Source organism: Lysinibacillus sp. F12, assembly GCF_057773605.1.
Genome location: NZ_JBYMLP010000004.1, coordinates 21763 through 36686 on the forward strand (window position 1 = coordinate 21763; position 14924 = coordinate 36686).

At 39.2% G+C, this 14924-nt stretch carries 15 protein-coding genes; 5 read left to right on the plus strand and 10 right to left on the minus strand.

Features of this window, described 5'->3' with window-relative positions; genetic code table 11:
* Positions 1-23: 23 nt before the first annotated feature.
* Complete coding sequence (cysP, locus tag AC3CH7_RS17925; RefSeq protein ID WP_036166476.1) at positions 24-1088, minus strand: sulfate permease; 1065 nt, start codon at positions 1086-1088, stop codon at positions 24-26.
* Between the two features lie 12 nt (positions 1089-1100).
* Positions 1101-1802: a phosphoadenylyl-sulfate reductase gene (locus tag AC3CH7_RS17930; RefSeq protein WP_012292372.1), complete on the minus strand. Its 702-nt coding sequence runs from the start codon at positions 1800-1802 to the stop codon at positions 1101-1103.
* 453 nt (positions 1803-2255) lie between these two features.
* Here AC3CH7_RS17930 and AC3CH7_RS17935 point away from each other — a divergent pair, with 453 nt between their 5' ends.
* From AC3CH7_RS17935 to AC3CH7_RS17950, 4 genes are read left to right on the plus strand one after another with little or no spacing between them, the layout of a single operon-like run.
* Entirely contained in the window at positions 2256-3308 is a 1053-nt protein-coding gene (locus AC3CH7_RS17935; protein ID WP_036217952.1) for a sulfate ABC transporter substrate-binding protein, read from the plus strand.
* 11 nt (positions 3309-3319) lie between these two features.
* Complete coding sequence (gene cysT, locus AC3CH7_RS17940; RefSeq protein WP_012292370.1) at positions 3320-4153, plus strand: sulfate ABC transporter permease subunit CysT; 834 nt, start codon at positions 3320-3322, stop codon at positions 4151-4153.
* A gap of 10 nt (positions 4154-4163) precedes the next feature.
* Positions 4164-5036 (plus strand): sulfate ABC transporter permease subunit CysW, encoded by an 873-nt coding sequence (gene cysW, locus AC3CH7_RS17945; protein ID WP_012292369.1) that lies wholly within the window; start codon positions 4164-4166, stop codon positions 5034-5036.
* Positions 5037-5051: 15 nt separating this feature from the next.
* Entirely contained in the window at positions 5052-6122 is a 1071-nt protein-coding gene (locus tag AC3CH7_RS17950) for a sulfate/molybdate ABC transporter ATP-binding protein (RefSeq protein ID WP_488381799.1), read from the plus strand.
* Between the two features lie 40 nt (positions 6123-6162).
* Here the strand turns inward: AC3CH7_RS17950 and cysI are convergent, their stop codons facing one another.
* The 7 genes from cysI to AC3CH7_RS17985 all read right to left on the minus strand — a co-directional run bounded on the left by cysI (position 6163) and on the right by AC3CH7_RS17985 (position 13715).
* On the minus strand, positions 6163-7881 hold the full coding sequence (gene cysI / locus AC3CH7_RS17955) for an assimilatory sulfite reductase (NADPH) hemoprotein subunit (protein ID WP_012292367.1): 1719 nt from the start codon (positions 7879-7881) through the stop codon (positions 6163-6165).
* Between the two features lie 87 nt (positions 7882-7968).
* Positions 7969-9753, minus strand: coding sequence for an assimilatory sulfite reductase (NADPH) flavoprotein subunit (locus AC3CH7_RS17960; RefSeq protein ID WP_488381800.1), 1785 nt, complete (start codon positions 9751-9753; stop codon positions 7969-7971).
* 45 nt (positions 9754-9798) lie between these two features.
* Positions 9799-9948 carry a YezD family protein gene (locus AC3CH7_RS17965; protein ID WP_012292365.1) on the minus strand — a complete coding sequence of 50 codons (150 nt, stop codon included), beginning with the start codon at positions 9946-9948 and terminating at the stop codon, positions 9799-9801.
* The gene (locus tag AC3CH7_RS17970) at positions 9948-10688 is read right to left on the minus strand and encodes a sirohydrochlorin chelatase (RefSeq protein ID WP_012292364.1); all 741 of its coding nucleotides are present in this window, start codon (positions 10686-10688) and stop codon (positions 9948-9950) included. Before AC3CH7_RS17970 ends, AC3CH7_RS17965 begins: the two co-directional genes overlap by 1 nt.
* A gap of 12 nt (positions 10689-10700) precedes the next feature.
* A complete protein-coding gene (cobA, locus tag AC3CH7_RS17975; protein ID WP_012292363.1) occupies positions 10701-11474 on the minus strand; it encodes a uroporphyrinogen-III C-methyltransferase in 774 nt (257 codons plus the stop codon).
* 394 nt (positions 11475-11868) lie between these two features.
* Entirely contained in the window at positions 11869-12072 is a 204-nt protein-coding gene (locus AC3CH7_RS17980) for a hypothetical protein (RefSeq protein WP_012292362.1), read from the minus strand.
* Positions 12073-12206: 134 nt separating this feature from the next.
* On the minus strand, positions 12207-13715 hold the full coding sequence (locus tag AC3CH7_RS17985; protein ID WP_488381801.1) for a leucyl aminopeptidase: 1509 nt from the start codon (positions 13713-13715) through the stop codon (positions 12207-12209).
* 123 nt (positions 13716-13838) lie between these two features.
* Between AC3CH7_RS17985 and AC3CH7_RS17990 the strand changes: the two genes are divergently transcribed.
* Positions 13839-14321: a divergent PAP2 family protein gene (locus tag AC3CH7_RS17990; RefSeq protein WP_036160560.1), complete on the plus strand. Its 483-nt coding sequence runs from the start codon at positions 13839-13841 to the stop codon at positions 14319-14321.
* A gap of 96 nt (positions 14322-14417) precedes the next feature.
* Here AC3CH7_RS17990 and AC3CH7_RS17995 read toward each other — a convergent pair whose 3' ends face one another.
* Positions 14418-14747 carry a YuiB family protein gene (locus tag AC3CH7_RS17995; protein ID WP_012292359.1) on the minus strand — a complete coding sequence of 110 codons (330 nt, stop codon included), beginning with the start codon at positions 14745-14747 and terminating at the stop codon, positions 14418-14420.
* Between the last annotated feature and the right edge of the window lie 177 nt (positions 14748-14924).

The following is a 14924-nucleotide window of genomic DNA, read 5'->3' on the forward strand; positions in this document are numbered from 1 at the left end:
ATGATGTAGTAACACTAGTAAAATTAAATTCCCTCACCTGCATCATATATGGATTGCTCTTCTTCTCGAATGGTACGCATTAAACTAATAACTCCAAGCGTTCCAACGATAATGCTGCCATTTATAATAACCGCATATAGATCTTTTTCTAAAAACAACTGTACTAAAAAATAAGAAATGGCTAATGAAAAGATGGGGGATACAACCCATATACGAATAATCTTTTTCACAATATGCTTATGAAAAATTTGTTTTCCGTTTTTCGCCATTCCCATGCCGATAATAGAGGAAGATGTTACTTGCGTTAGTGGTACTGGAAGTCCAAAAATAGAGCTTATGCCTACGAGTAGCGCCCCAGTACTTGAAATTAAAATACCCTCTGCCTTTTGAAAACGCATAATTTTTTTACCGTTTGTTTCAAGAACTCGTTTACCAAGTAGGATAGCTCCTGCAGCTACAAATGCACCCCCAAGCATAATGCCGATAGTAACATCCATCATGCCAGCACCTACCAGCGGCCCAACTGCATTCGCCACGTTATTCATACCTGCCGAAAAGGCTTCAAAAAATCCTGCTAATACAAGTAGAATCGTTAAAATCGGATGATCTTTTAATAGCCCCCTAAGTTGTAATTTATATAACAACTTCCCCAATATAAGGGCCATTACAAAAGCTATAAGTGGGACAATAACCCAAAAGGACATAATGACCAGCAAAGATTGGACGAATAACACTTTATAAGCTATTCCCACACCAACAACTGCGCCGACGGTAACCTCACTGGTAGATAATGGGATGCCTAAAAGGTTGGCAAAAAATAAACTGCTTGTTGCAGAAATTAAAATAATGATAACAATTTTAACCGTAATGTACTCCTGAGGCATAATACCTGAGCTAATCGTTTTGACTACTTCTCCTCCGCCCAACACCGCTCCGCTATAAACGCCTATGGCGCATAATAATAATGCTTGCCAAGCCTTTTTAATAGCACCTGCCCCATAAGCAACTCCCATTGAAGCTGCTGCCCCACTTGCACCTATATTCATGGCAAAAAATAAACTAATAGCTATGGCAAAATATTCAAGCATGGCATAACTCCTTTATTCATGTAACCCACATTCTGTCTTCCCAGAGCCTTGCCATCTACCTGAACGTAAATCATCCATCGTAAATGCCGGCTTTGTACAATGCTCACAACCGATACTTGGATAGCCTTGATCATGCAACGGATTGTATGGCAGATTGTTTTTCGAGACATAGCGCCAAACATCCTTCCAAGTCCAATGGATAAGTGGGCAAACTTTAATCGACTTAAATTTATCATCACGATTAAGAAAATTTGTTTGTTGACGTGTTGGCGATTGTTCACGTCGTAAACCAGATATCCAAGCCTTTGTGCCTGAAAGGGCTTCATGTAGAGGCTTAATCTTGCGTATAGCACAGCATTGATTTGGATCTGACTTCCAAAGTTCTTCACCATATTGAGCTGCTTGTTGTTCAAGTGTGAGTGCAGACTTTTTCATCACAATGTTTAATTGTGGATATTTTTCTTTTACTCGCCGGATCGTTTCATAGGTCTCTTTAAAATGGACATCTGTATCTAAAAAGACAATGGTTGCATTTGGCTTTACCTTCGAAATGAGATCAATTAAGACTATGCCCTCAATCCCAAAGCTACAGGCATAAACTATTTCATTCCCATACTCTTGATAGCTCCATCGTAAAACCTCTAATGCTCCCCTATACATTTCATCAACTTGAAAATTAATGTTTGGTTCTTGCCAATTTGCATGTGTTAACATAGAATCCCCCTCATAGCAAAAAAGGCGTTCTAACTAAAGACACCCAAAAACATGCCTTTGTTAAAACGCCTCTAGTTTGACTAGCCAGCTCATTATTCAACGATTTTTCACTAGTAATTGCTACCTCGTTCTTTAATCGTTTTTCTTATTACCAAATATATACTAAAGTACACCAAGCAGTCAACTAGGTTTTTTCAAATATCTTATGCAATAAACCCATTTTTGACACTCTTAGTTGCATAAGATAATTGACAGCTAGGTAATCACCATGATTTTCAACATTTTATAATTCCTTGTTGACTAATAGGAAATATGTGTTTAATGTATTATCTAAAGCTTTGACACAACTACTAAAATGCTGATCAGAGGATCTGAAGGCCATCTACCTATGACGAATTATCGTTATGGGGGATGGCTTTTTGCATTCTTCAGCCAGAAAGGGAGCGACATAGAATGAAGAAAAGAAAGAATGTCTTTCAATCTTTGGCACTGCTAGCTGTATTAACTTTATCTGTAACAGGATGTAGTAGTGCTAACTCAAATGAAGATACAAGTGGCCAGGAAGGTAATAAGTCCGTTGAGCTATTAAATGTATCCTATGACCCAACACGCGAGCTTTACGATGAGTTCAATCAAGATTTTATAAAAAAGTGGAAGGATGAAACAGGGCAAGATGTCACGATTAAACAATCTCATGGAGGCTCAGGAAAACAAGGTAGAGCAGTGATTGATGGTCTTGAAGCAGACGTTGTCACCCTTGCTCTCGCCTATGATATTGATGAAATTGCCCAAACTCGTGAGCTGCTGAATAAAGATTGGCAAACCGAATTTGACCATAACTCTACTCCCTATACATCCACTATTGTCTTTTTAGTACGCAAGGGCAACCCGAAAGATATACAAGATTGGGATGATCTCATCAAAAAAGATGTATCCGTCATTACCCCTAACCCAAAAACATCTGGTGGTGCAAGGTGGAACTACCTAGCTGCTTGGGGCTATGCTGGAAAGTTATATAACAATGATGAAACAAAAATCAAAGAATTTATGAAATCACTATACAGCAATGTTGAAGTACTGGATTCTGGTGCCCGAGGTGCTACCACAACTTTTGTGGAACGCAAAATTGGGGATGTCTTAATTGCATGGGAAAATGAAGCTTACTTATCACTTCATGAATTAGGGAAGGACGAATTCGAAATAATTACTCCATCATTAAGTATTTTAGCGGAGCCACCAGTGGCGATTGTTGACAAAATCGTCGATAAAAAAGGAACACGGGAAGTAGCGGAGGCTTACTTACAGCATTTATATAGCGATACGGGTCAAGAAATTGCTGCCAAAAATTATTACCGCCCTCGCAACGAGGCTGTTCTAGCTAAATATAAAGACCAATTCCCACAGCTTGAACTTGTTTCAATCGATGATTTTGGTGGCTGGACCAAAGCACAAGCAACTCACTTTAAAGACGGCGGTACCTTTGATGAAATTTACTTGCCACAATAAGGAGTGTTCTGATGAGTAGTTTAACCCTGACGAAGAAATCACGTCGCATTATTCCAGGATTTCACCTATCTCTTGGATATACGATGTTATATGTTAGTTTACTAGTGTTATTACCACTTTCTATGATCTTTTTCCATACAATGTCCTTAAGCTGGACAGTGTTTCTTGATATTATCACTGATCCTCGTGCTGTTGCTTCCTATAAAGTTAGCTTTAGCACAGCCCTCATTGCAGGTCTATTAAATGTACTTTTCGGCACAATTATCGCATGGGTTCTGGTTCGCTACCAGTTCCCTTTTAAAAGAATGATGGATGGATTAGTAGATTTGCCTTTTGCTTTACCTACTGCTGTAGCAGGGATTGCTTTAACATCTCTCTACGCCCCCAATGGTTGGATTGGCCAGTTTTTTGATTTTAAAATTGCCTTTACGCCCCTTGGTATTATTATTGCCTTAACTTTTATTGGGCTTCCTTTCGTTGTACGAACAGTACAGCCAGTATTGCAAAATATTAGTGCTGAAGTTGAGGAGGCTTCTGCCAGCCTTGGAGCAAATCGTTTACAAACCTTTCGTAAAGTCATTTTGCCAGAGTTATTACCAGCCATATTAACGGGCTTTTCATTAGCCTTTGCTCGTGCTCTTGGTGAGTATGGCTCAGTTGTTTTCATTGCGGGAAATATGCCTATGAAAACCGAAATTACCCCTTTAATTATTATGACTAAACTTGAGCAATACGATTATGCTGGTGCCACTGCAATTGCGGTAGTCATGCTTGTTACTTCATTTATTTTATTATTAACCATTAACGTCATACAATGGCTAGCCAATCGTCGGTTTGTACATTAGGAGGAGCTTTATGGAACAATCAGCATTTATTCAACAGGCTAGTCCTGAAAAAAATAAGGTACCTAAGTCTGTCGCCCTACAGGAGCCTCGTGTTATTCGCTATACACTTACATGTATTGCACTAGTCTTTTTAGCTTTTTTTATCGTCCTGCCATTAGCTTCAATTTTTATTACAGCCTTTCAAAAAGGTGTGGATGTTTACTTGGCAGCTATCACACACCCAGATGCATTAGCTGCTATTAAGCTCACTTTAACAGTTGTAGCGATTGCTGTACCCCTAAATGCAATCTTTGGCGTAATGGCTGCATGGACCCTTACAAAATTTAATTTTAAGGGGAAAAATCTTTTACTAACCATTGTTGATTTACCTTTTGCGGTCTCCCCTGTTATCGCAGGTTTGGTATTTATTTTACTATTTGGATCGCAGGGATTATTTGGTGATTGGTTATTCGCCAAAGATATTAAAATTGTTTTTGCGCTACCAGGCATTGTCCTTGCGACGATATTTGTCACACTGCCCTTTGTTGCCCGTGAGCTAATACCTCTAATGCAAGCACAGGGAACGTCTGAGGAGGAGGCGTCGATTTCTCTTGGTGCGAGTGGCTTTAAGACCTTTTGGTACGTCACCTTACCCAATATTAAATGGGGTTTATTTTATGGTCTCATATTGTGTAATGCACGAGCTATAGGAGAATTTGGTGCAGTTTCAGTTGTATCTGGCCATATACGAGGCATGACGAATACAATGCCCCTTCATATTGAAATTCTCTATAATGAATATCAATTTTCAGCCGCCTTTGCTGTTGCATCCTTAATGAGTGTCATAGCTATCTTTACATTAATTTTAAAAGATATCATTGCATGGAAGTCCAAATCTAGTTAAAAGGAGATAATTAACATGAGTATTCAAATTCAAAATGTCTCGAAAATATACGGATCTTTTCAAGCATTAGAGGATATTTCTATTCATATTCAGTCAGGGGAGCTTGTTGCATTGCTCGGCCCCTCTGGATCAGGAAAAACCTCTCTATTACGTGTTATTGCAGGGCTGGAAACCGCCGATACGGGTGATATTTTTTTTGATGGACATTCCATGACGGATCGACATCCAAAGGAACGTAATGTAGGCTTTGTGTTTCAGCATTATGCTCTATTTCGTCATATGACCGTCTTTGAAAATGTCGCTTATGGCCTAAAGGTTCGCACTCGGAAAACTAGACCTACTAAGCAAGAAATACGAGACAAAGTGATGGAATTGCTACAATTAGTTAAACTTGAAAATTTCTCTGACCGCTATCCCACACAGCTTTCAGGTGGTCAGAGACAGCGTGTGGCACTAGCGAGAGCACTTGCAGTAGAGCCAAAAGTTCTTCTACTCGATGAGCCATTTGGAGCACTCGATGCAAAGGTTCGCAAGGAGTTGCGTCGCTGGCTACGAAAGTTACACGATGAATTTCATATTACAAGTATTTTTGTTACGCATGATCAAGAGGAAGCATTGGATGTAGCAGATCGCATAGTTGTCATGAACAATGGCAAAATTGAGCAAATCGGAAGTCCAGATGAAGTATATACGCATCCTAAAAGTCCATTTGTCTATGATTTTTTAGGGAACGTCAATCTTTTTAAAGGACGCTTACATAACGGTAAGCTGATGCACGGAGAAGTCGCACTGGATGTGCCTGATGTACAATCACATAGCAAGGATAATGTGATTGGCTATGTTCGCCCCCATGATATACAAATAGAAAAGGTAAATATTCCAGGTACGGTACCCGTCAAAATCAATCATATCCATCTGTTGGGACCTATTGTCCAAATTGAGCTACGCCGTGAGGATTTAGATGAATTTTTAGAGGCAGAATTATCAAAAGAACAGTTCCTTCACCTTCAGCTTGAAGTGGGTGATCATATATTTGTTAGGCCGAAGCAATTAAAGGTCTTTATCCCCGAAGATTACTCCATTTAAAAAACCATGTAGCAAATTTCTTTGCTACATGGCATTTATATTAGACGTGAAATTCTCTACCATCATAAACAGCCGTCACATATCCAGCACGAATGACAAAATCACCAAAATGCTCACCGACTAAACGTTCCTTCGCATAATGTACAAGAATTGGTCGGAGCTCCGCTAGTATCTCTTCCTCCCCTATATTTTCACGATAGATTTTATTCAATCGATTACCAGTAAAACTTGCCCCAAGATACAAATTATATTTTCCAGGACCTTTACCGATAAAGCCTATTTCAGCCATCGCTGCGCGGGAGCAACCATTTGGACAGCCTGACATCCGGATAACAATTTCTGTATCATTTAACCCTGTTTCATCAATGATTGTTTCTATTTTAGTAATAAGAGATGGCAAATAACGCTCCGCCTCTGCCATGGCTAAACCACAGGTTGGTAAGGAGACACAGGCAATAGAATTACGACGCAGTGCGGAATAATGTGCACCATCTGTCAGCTTATATTGCTCGATAATAGCAGCAATCTTTTTCTTTTTCTGTGGTGTTACATTACTAATCATTAAATTCTGGTTAGGTGTTAAACGAAAATCACCTGTATGCACCTTAGCTATTTCACGTAACCCTGTTAACAGCTTATAATCTTGGAAATCTTTAATGCGACCATTTTGAATAAATAGCGTATAATGCCATTTACCCTCAGCCCCTTTAATCCAACCGAACTCATCTCCTGTACGCTCAAACGTATAAGGACGTGCCTCTTGAATGCTCCAACCCAAACGTCTAGTTAGTTCTTCGTTAAACCATTCTAGTCCTCTCGCATCAATCGTATATTTGAAACGTGCATTTTTACGGACAGAGCGATTCCCATAATCCCGCTGAATTGTTATAATCTTTTCTGCTGTTTCCAATAGTTTATCAGGTGTAATAAAGCCAATTTCTCGCGCAAGCTGTGGATAGGTAGCATGATCTCCATGCGTCATCCCCATTCCTCCACCAACAGCTACATTAAAGCCAATAAGCTTTTCATCTTCTACGATCGCGATAAGCCCGATATCTTGTGAGAACACATCGACATCATTACTTGGCGGAATCGCAATGGCAATTTTAAATTTACGTGGCAAATATTGTGCTCCATAAATCGGTTCAATTTCATCATCCTGACTGTCTATGACCTTTTCTCCGTCTAACCATAATTCATGGTATGCACGTGTACGAGGTAGTAAATGCTCACTTAGTTTAGCAGACCAGTTATAAACTTCTTCATGTAATGCTGACTGATTTGGATTTACATTACACATGACATTACGGTTTACATCCCCGCAGGCAGCAAGAGAATCCAATAACACTTCATTAATTTCTTGCATATATTTTTTGACATTCCATTTTAAAATGCCGTGTACCTGAAACGCTTGACGTGTCGTTAGTTTTAAGGAGCCATTGCCATACTTTCTAGCCATTTCATCCATGACCAGCCATTGAGCTGGAGTAGCCGCTCCTCCAGGTGTTCGTACACGTACCATGAATTGATAGGCAGGCTCTAGTTTTTGTCGTTGTCGTTCATTGCGAAGGTCTCGGTCATCCTGTAGGTAACTACCATGGAATTTCATTAAACGATTGTCATCCTCAGGAATACCAGAACTTAATGGATCATTCATAGTCCGTTCAAGTGTCCCACGAAGATAGTTACTTTCAGTCTTAATGCGCTCTACATCACTTGGTTTCCCTGATTGTGGAGGCAAAACAATTTTCTCTGTCATTCTTTATCGCTCCTTTAACCTCTCCAGAGGCTCCGCTTGCTAGCAAATAGTCATCTTCCTACAAGGAAGTTTTTTTCCCGAATACAGTTAATAAACATCCCGCTGGTATCGTTTTTGTTGCTTTAGTTCTTGTACAAAGGCTTTTGCTTGCTCAGACGATTTTTGCCCCTGCTGTTCTATAATACGGTGAATAGTTGCATCCACATCAGCTGCCATTGATTTCTCATCGCCACATACATAAATGACAGCACCTTGTTCAAGCCATTCATAAAAATTTGCCGCATTCTCTTCTATTTTGTGTTGAACATAGATTTTTTTATCGGTATCACGTGAGAAGGCTATATGCATTTGGCTTAAAGTACCAGAAGCTAGCCAGCGTTGCCAATCTGTTTGATAGAGGAAGTCTGTAACAAAATGCTGATCCCCAAAAATGAGCCAAGCTTTACCCACAACCCCTAACTCTTCTCGTTCCTCTAGAAAAGCTCGATATGGGGCTATACCTGTGCCAGCACCAATCATAATTATTGGTGTTTCCTTCTGCTCTGGTAATCTGAAATTTGGATTTTTATGAACATAGATTGGTAATGTATCGCCAATTTGAAGGTCCGCCACACTACCTGAACAAACTCCCAGACGTTGTCGACCGTTCGTCTCATAGCTTACCTTGCTAATCGTTAAATGTACCTCATCATTATTCGCCAATTGGCTACTTGCAATAGAATACAGTCGTGATGGAATTTTTCGCAAAATGTCCACGAATTGCTGCGCACTCCATGTGAAAGGAGCAAAATCTTCTACAACATCAAGTAAATCCCTTCCTTTGGCATAATCCTTCCACGCATTAGGTTCTTCCAATAACCTTGAAAACTCATTATGTTCTGTGTAAGCCTTAATTTTTTCAAGAACAGGCTTAGATAACACTGTAATTTCCAATCTTTTTTGTAAAGCATTTTTTAAGGACAAGATTTCATCAAAAACAGTCACCTCAGTAGCTGGATCAAATTGCAGAGCTACCAGTAATGCATCGACTAATGATTCACTATTCTCTGGTTGAATACCAATGCTGTCCCCCGGCTCAAATTGAAAATTAGCACCTTCAATGGATAATTCTAAATGTCGTGTTTCTTTGTTGGATCCACGACCATTTAGATTAATATTTTCTAACACTTCAGCGTAAAATGGATTTTTTCTTGAATATGTAGTAGCTCCTAGGATTTCATCGCTCTCTGTTGAAGTTACCGATATTGCAGTAGCTTGTTTGAGAAATTCTTGTTGAACCGCTGAGAACCATTGTGCAGCCGCGTCATCATAATCCACATCACAATCTGTACGAGGAACCATTCTTGTTGCACCTAGTTTAGCAAATTGCTCATCAAAGTCTTTACCTGTTTTGCAGAAAAATTCATAGGAACTATCCCCTAATGCCAGTACCGAATATTGAAGATGCTCTAATTTTGGTGCTCGTTTACTATGCAAAAATTCATAGAATTGAATCGCCTGATCTGGCGGATCACCCTCACCATGTGTACTCACAATAAGTAATAGATTTGTGATTTTCTTTAAGTTACTTGCTTTAAATTTCCCTAATGATGAGACAGTAACGTCTACGTTTTGAGCCTCTAATAGAGATGCATATTTTTCAGCTAGCCCTTGACTATTACCAGTTTGCGACCCATATAAAATCGTCATCGTTTTCGTAATCGATTGAGTTGTAGCTGGAGCAGTTACAACTATGGGCTCCTGAGTAGCTTGTGCTGCACTTAAATAACCGTTTAACCAAATTTTTTGCTCCAGTGTTAATTGAGGTAAAAGTTCGTTTAATAATTTTACCTGCTCTTCATTAAATGGACTGTTTATAACTTGCAGTTTCAATCTTTGCCACCTCGCGAATCGTCATCATTTCATCCTCTAAAAAAATTATCGGAGTCTTATTTTTTCTTTTTTTTCGATTTGAACCACATAAGAGTTTTGAACAATCAATGTAATCGAACCATGGTTCACAGTATTTAGCATTTGGCGGACATTATCTAATGCTAGATTTACATTTTCAAGCCTTTTATCTACCATTACGAAACACCTTCCTCTTTGAAATGTAGTAATTCATTAATACGTTCCACTAACACTTTTTTTACATTGACGTCATAACCCAAGCTTTCACATAACACCATGTTGTTGTTTGATAACCCTTGTAATCGTTTTGCAATGCTTTGCCGTAAAATACCTGTAAATAAGAGATACGGCACAATAAAAACTTGATGCTGCCTCTCTTTTTCTTGCTGGAGCCAGTCATCAAAACTCGGACCCATTCCATATAAGAAGCAAGTATCTACTGTTTGATAGTTGTATTTCATTCGCAACCTTGCTGCAATTTCAGCTAAATCTCTCTTTACGGCCGGATCACTACTGCCACGTCCTATTAGTAAAACACTGGCTTCATGCTTAGGCTGCTGCTTTTCAAGAATTCTAGCCTGTAACGAGTCGATGATTCGTTCATGAATGCCTAATGGCTCACCATAGGAAAATAGGATATGTGGAAAGAGCTTTTGAGCTTTTGCAATTTCTATTGGAATATCCTCCTTTGCATGCTGTGCAGCTAGCAGTAGAATGGGTACAATAGCAATCCTAGTTGCCCCTTGTCTAACACAGTTTGCAATCCCCTCTCCAATGGTGGGTGTTGCAAGCTCCAAAAAGCATATTTCCTGAATAGAAACCTGAACCTCTTGTTGAACCCCTTGTAAAAAAGCTACAGCTTGATCTACGCCTGCCTTAACACGACTACCATGGGCAATATATAAAATAGCCTGCATAAAGTCACATCCTTATCCCGTAACTTGAATTGGTTGTGGACCGTTATGCTCGAACCATTGAATAGTTTCTCTTAATCTCACAACCTCCCCAACTAAAATGATACTCGGGTTCTGAATATTTTCTGTTTGAACGATTTCTTCAATTGTCGCTAAAGTACCCGTAACCGTTTTTTGCTTAGCAGTAAAAGTTCCCCAATGAATAACAGCTACAGGCGTTTCTTCTCCACGCCCATATTGGAGAAGTTGCTGTCGGATGTACGGCAGATTACCTACCCCCATATAAATAGCAATCGTATCGATCCCTTTCGCAAGACTTTCCCAACGTATTGCATCATCTTTTCCTTCCTGCATATGTCCAGTAACCATGGCAAAACTTGAGCCTAGGTCCCGATGTGTCACAGGAATTCCTGCATAAGCAGGGGCTGCTATACCTGAAGTAATCCCTGGTACAATTTCAAATGGGATATGATGCTTGACTAGCACTTCAGCCTCCTCTGCCCCTCTTCCGAAGACAAATGGGTCACCTCCCTTTAATCTGGTAACGATTAATCCTTGCTGTGCATAACTGACAAGTGTTTGGTTAATATGTTCCTGAATCATGGCATGTTGTTGTGGCAGTTTTCCGCAAAATATCAATTGAGCATCTTGTTTAGCATAGTTTAATAGCTCTTTATTAATGAGTCTGTCGTATAAAATGACATCTGCACATTCAATACAACGTAATCCCTTGACCGTAATGAGATCAACATCTCCAGGACCAGCACCAACGATATATACTTTCCCCATTCCATTTCACTCCTTCTATTCGTTGTGCCCGCGTCATAGGGTCCAGTTTTTTAGTTAACGAGTAGTTATCACCACACTCTTTGACATCTGCAAGAGGCGATGTCCCCATTGGGTGGACATTTGAACAAAGCTTTTGATTCTTCCTATAGAGGAAAAATTTTCTATAAACAAGATAAAGAAAAAAGGCCAATATTATCCCTAGGCACAAAAATGCCTATGGACAATAAAAGCCTCTAGTTTGCTAGTCAGCTACTTATTTAATTCTTAGTAATATAATAAGAATAATAAATAATTTAGTATATTCTGTCAACACAAAATTTGATACTTCCTCCACACAACAAAAAAACCAGTTGCCGATTTTTGAATAGGCAACTGGTTTTTTCATTTTATGTTCTTACCAAGGTCTACGATACCGTGGTCCTGGTCGGTAAAATGGACCAGGTGGATACGGCCGATAGTTTGGATAATATGGATTGTAAGGATATTGATTAAATTGAGAGCCAAGGAAACTTCCTAAAAAGCCACCAAAAAACGGTGCACCGAATGGCCAAATAAAACCTCCAAATCCTCCTCCTGGGTAACCTCCGAAATTACGCATATGCTACCTCCCTTTTTACTCTATCGTATGAAGGAAGATACATCTATCATATGTACAATGCCTATTCTATCGGGATAAGTACTTAAAATGCAAAGAAACAGCGGGAAGACAACCCCGCTGTTTCAAATGCTCTCTTATTTTTCTTCTCCTAAACGTTGCACAAAATTAGCGAGTGTACGTACCATTACACCTGTCCCACCTTTAGGACCTAGATCGTGTGCAGCTACTGCATCTGATGTTCCAGCAATATCAAGGTGAATCCAAGGTGTTTCACCAACAAACTCGCAGACAAAGCCCCCACCAAAAATCATATGACCATCACGGCCAGGTGAATTGTTTAAATCTGCCACATCAGATTTACGAATTCTCTTTTTATCACTCTCTGTTAAAGGCATGCGCCAAACAAATTCATCCGTTTCCCCTGCTGCTTCCATAAATGCTGCAAAAAATTCATCATCATTAGAAAGAGCACCTGTTTTATCCATACCTAGCGCAGTAATAACGCCTCCTGTTAAAGTAGCTACATCAATAAGTGATGCAGCCCCCTGCTGCTTTGCATATGTAGTTGCATCTGCCAGAACTAAACGTCCTTCTGCATCTGTATTTAATACTTCAACTGTTTTTCCACTATACGTTGTAATTACGTCATCTGGTTTAAATGCTGTGTCAGATACCATATTATCAGTAGATCCGATAACGGCTACTACATTTTTATTTGGACGTAATTCACCGATAATTTTCATAGCACCGAGCACTGCTGCTGCACCGCCCATATCGCCTTTCATCCCAACCATTGAGTCCTTTGGTTTTAAGGAATAGCCACCTGTATCATATGTTACACCTTTACCAACGAGACCAATTGGATTTTCAAAATCATCAGTCGCTTTATATTTTAATGTGATTAATCGAGGTTCCTCATAAGAGCCTTGGTTGACACTTAAAATACCGCCCATTCCAAGTTCTTCCAATTGCGCTTTACCTAAAATCTCTACTTCAAAGTTATATTCACTTGCCAGAGATTCCGCATAGTTTGCTAAATCAGTTGCTGTTAGTAAATTCGGTGGTAAATTAATGAGACTACGTGCCTCATTTACTGCATCCGCATAAATGACGCCGACCTCGAAGCCTGCTACAACTTCATCTAAATCCCCTGCTGTTGTCACAAGATGAACAGCTTCAATACGTTTATCCACTTCGTTTGAAGTTGTTTTGTAATGAGGAATAGAATAATAGCCTAGACCAATTCCCTCACCTGCTAAGAAAGCTACATCTGTCACTGAGATTGTTTCCGTTGTAAATGACTCAAGCCAGATCGAATACTCTTTCACTTTTAAAGCCCTTAACTCTTTCCCAACTAAACCAAAGGCTGCTCGAACATCCCCTTCTGTTAAGTTTTTACGCTCATCCAGCCCTACAAATAAAATACGTTTTAGATTGGCATGCTCCTTCACAAATGGTAACTTCGTTAACTTCTTAAGTTCAGTTGACACATCTCCTGCGCTAACCCACATATCAAGAGATTCACCATAAAAAGATGAAAAGCTTGTCCAATTCTGCATTTGTTCACGGTGTTTTGTGACACCCACCACTAATAATTCAGTCGAAATCGTTTCAAATGTCTTTGCTTCTTTTAAAATATTCATGTAAATTCCTCCATTCCATCTCCTATTATAACGAAGTTTCTGAAAAGCGCGTAATATTTGCCTATATCTTCTTTTAGAAAATAATGAATGTTATAATAAAAGCAATTATTTGCGAAGGTTGTGATGAATATGAGTTTACTCCAAAACACCCCATTACTGATTGCCCTCTTTTCAGTTATCTTTGCTCAGTTTGTCAAGATTCCCATTCATTTTCTAATGACCAGACAGGTGAAATGGAGCCTCTTTACTTCTACAGGTGGAATGCCTAGCTCTCACTCCGCTTCTGTTACTGGACTGGCAACATCTATTGCCTATGAGACAGGTTTAGCATCTCCAATTTTTGCGGTAGCCGCTATGTTTTCCATCATTGTTATGTACGATGCCAGCGGTGTACGTTACCAAGCTGGGCAACATGCTGCGATTTTAAATCAATTGCGTAAGGATTTCCAAACACTACTTCATGATTTAAAAAAATGGCCTCAGATGGATGGGCAAGAGAAAATGGAGGAATTAAAAACGTTATTAGGACACAAACGAAGCGAAGTATTTTTTGGGGCTCTCACAGGTATTTTTATCGCCATCATAACCTACGAATTTTTCATATGATAGCTAAGCACATCCTTTTAATAATGAAGGATGTGTTTTTTATCGAATAAAAAAAGTACTCTTCTTTCATCAATAGAAAGAAGAATACTGAGCAAATTAGAACATGCGATATCCACTTTTTCGTAAATAAATCATCACAATACCTGCAACGATTGAGCCTGCCAAGCCACCTGATAAAATAGCAATATCTACAAACTGAAGAGCTTGTAATTTATCGATTAACGCTGGAAATGCAGAACCTGGCTTGAAAATATAATCTAAGAAGCTTACTTCATCCACGATAAAGATCACAACAATTGGATATACAATCGCCATTAACCACGTCATACGTAACAGCATGTTTAATAAGAATCCGATACCAAAGAACATGACGAAAAATAACAAAATAGAAATGATTAACTGTACTAATGAAACTGGACCATCCATGTATGTATAACCTCCGTTTTCCTCTCATTAGTTTACATGATTACGACAACGCTTTCAATGAACATATCCTTGTTTTCGCTTGTTCGACATATTTAGGAAATCATTTTCATCGATTGTGATTAATCAGGGATATTTTATCCTAGCAAATACCACAAAAACTATTGAAGACAATTTCTT

Bases quoted from the DNA above. Each gene is read 5' to 3' on its own strand.
- cysP (WP_036166476.1), bottom strand. From the start codon at position 1,088: ATGCTTGAATATTTTGCCATAGCTATTAGTTTATTTTTTGCCATGAAT.
- AC3CH7_RS17930 (WP_012292372.1), bottom strand. From the start codon at position 1,802: ATGTTAACACATGCAAATTGGCAAGAACCAAACATTAATTTTCAAGTT.
- AC3CH7_RS17935 (WP_036217952.1), top strand. From the start codon at position 2,256: ATGAAGAAAAGAAAGAATGTCTTTCAATCTTTGGCACTGCTAGCTGTA.
- cysT (WP_012292370.1), top strand. From the start codon at position 3,320: ATGAGTAGTTTAACCCTGACGAAGAAATCACGTCGCATTATTCCAGGA.
- cysW (WP_012292369.1), top strand. From the start codon at position 4,164: ATGGAACAATCAGCATTTATTCAACAGGCTAGTCCTGAAAAAAATAAG.
- AC3CH7_RS17950 (WP_488381799.1), top strand. From the start codon at position 5,052: ATGAGTATTCAAATTCAAAATGTCTCGAAAATATACGGATCTTTTCAA.
- cysI (WP_012292367.1), bottom strand. From the start codon at position 7,881: ATGACAGAGAAAATTGTTTTGCCTCCACAATCAGGGAAACCAAGTGAT.
- AC3CH7_RS17965 (WP_012292365.1), bottom strand. From the start codon at position 9,948: ATGGTAGATAAAAGGCTTGAAAATGTAAATCTAGCATTAGATAATGTC.
- AC3CH7_RS17970 (WP_012292364.1), bottom strand. From the start codon at position 10,688: ATGCAGGCTATTTTATATATTGCCCATGGTAGTCGTGTTAAGGCAGGC.
- cobA (WP_012292363.1), bottom strand. From the start codon at position 11,474: ATGGGGAAAGTATATATCGTTGGTGCTGGTCCTGGAGATGTTGATCTC.
- AC3CH7_RS17980 (WP_012292362.1), bottom strand. From the start codon at position 12,072: ATGCGTAATTTCGGAGGTTACCCAGGAGGAGGATTTGGAGGTTTTATT.
- AC3CH7_RS17985 (WP_488381801.1), bottom strand. From the start codon at position 13,715: ATGAATATTTTAAAAGAAGCAAAGACATTTGAAACGATTTCGACTGAA.
- AC3CH7_RS17990 (WP_036160560.1), top strand. From the start codon at position 13,839: ATGAATATGAGTTTACTCCAAAACACCCCATTACTGATTGCCCTCTTT.
- AC3CH7_RS17995 (WP_012292359.1), bottom strand. From the start codon at position 14,747: ATGGATGGTCCAGTTTCATTAGTACAGTTAATCATTTCTATTTTGTTA.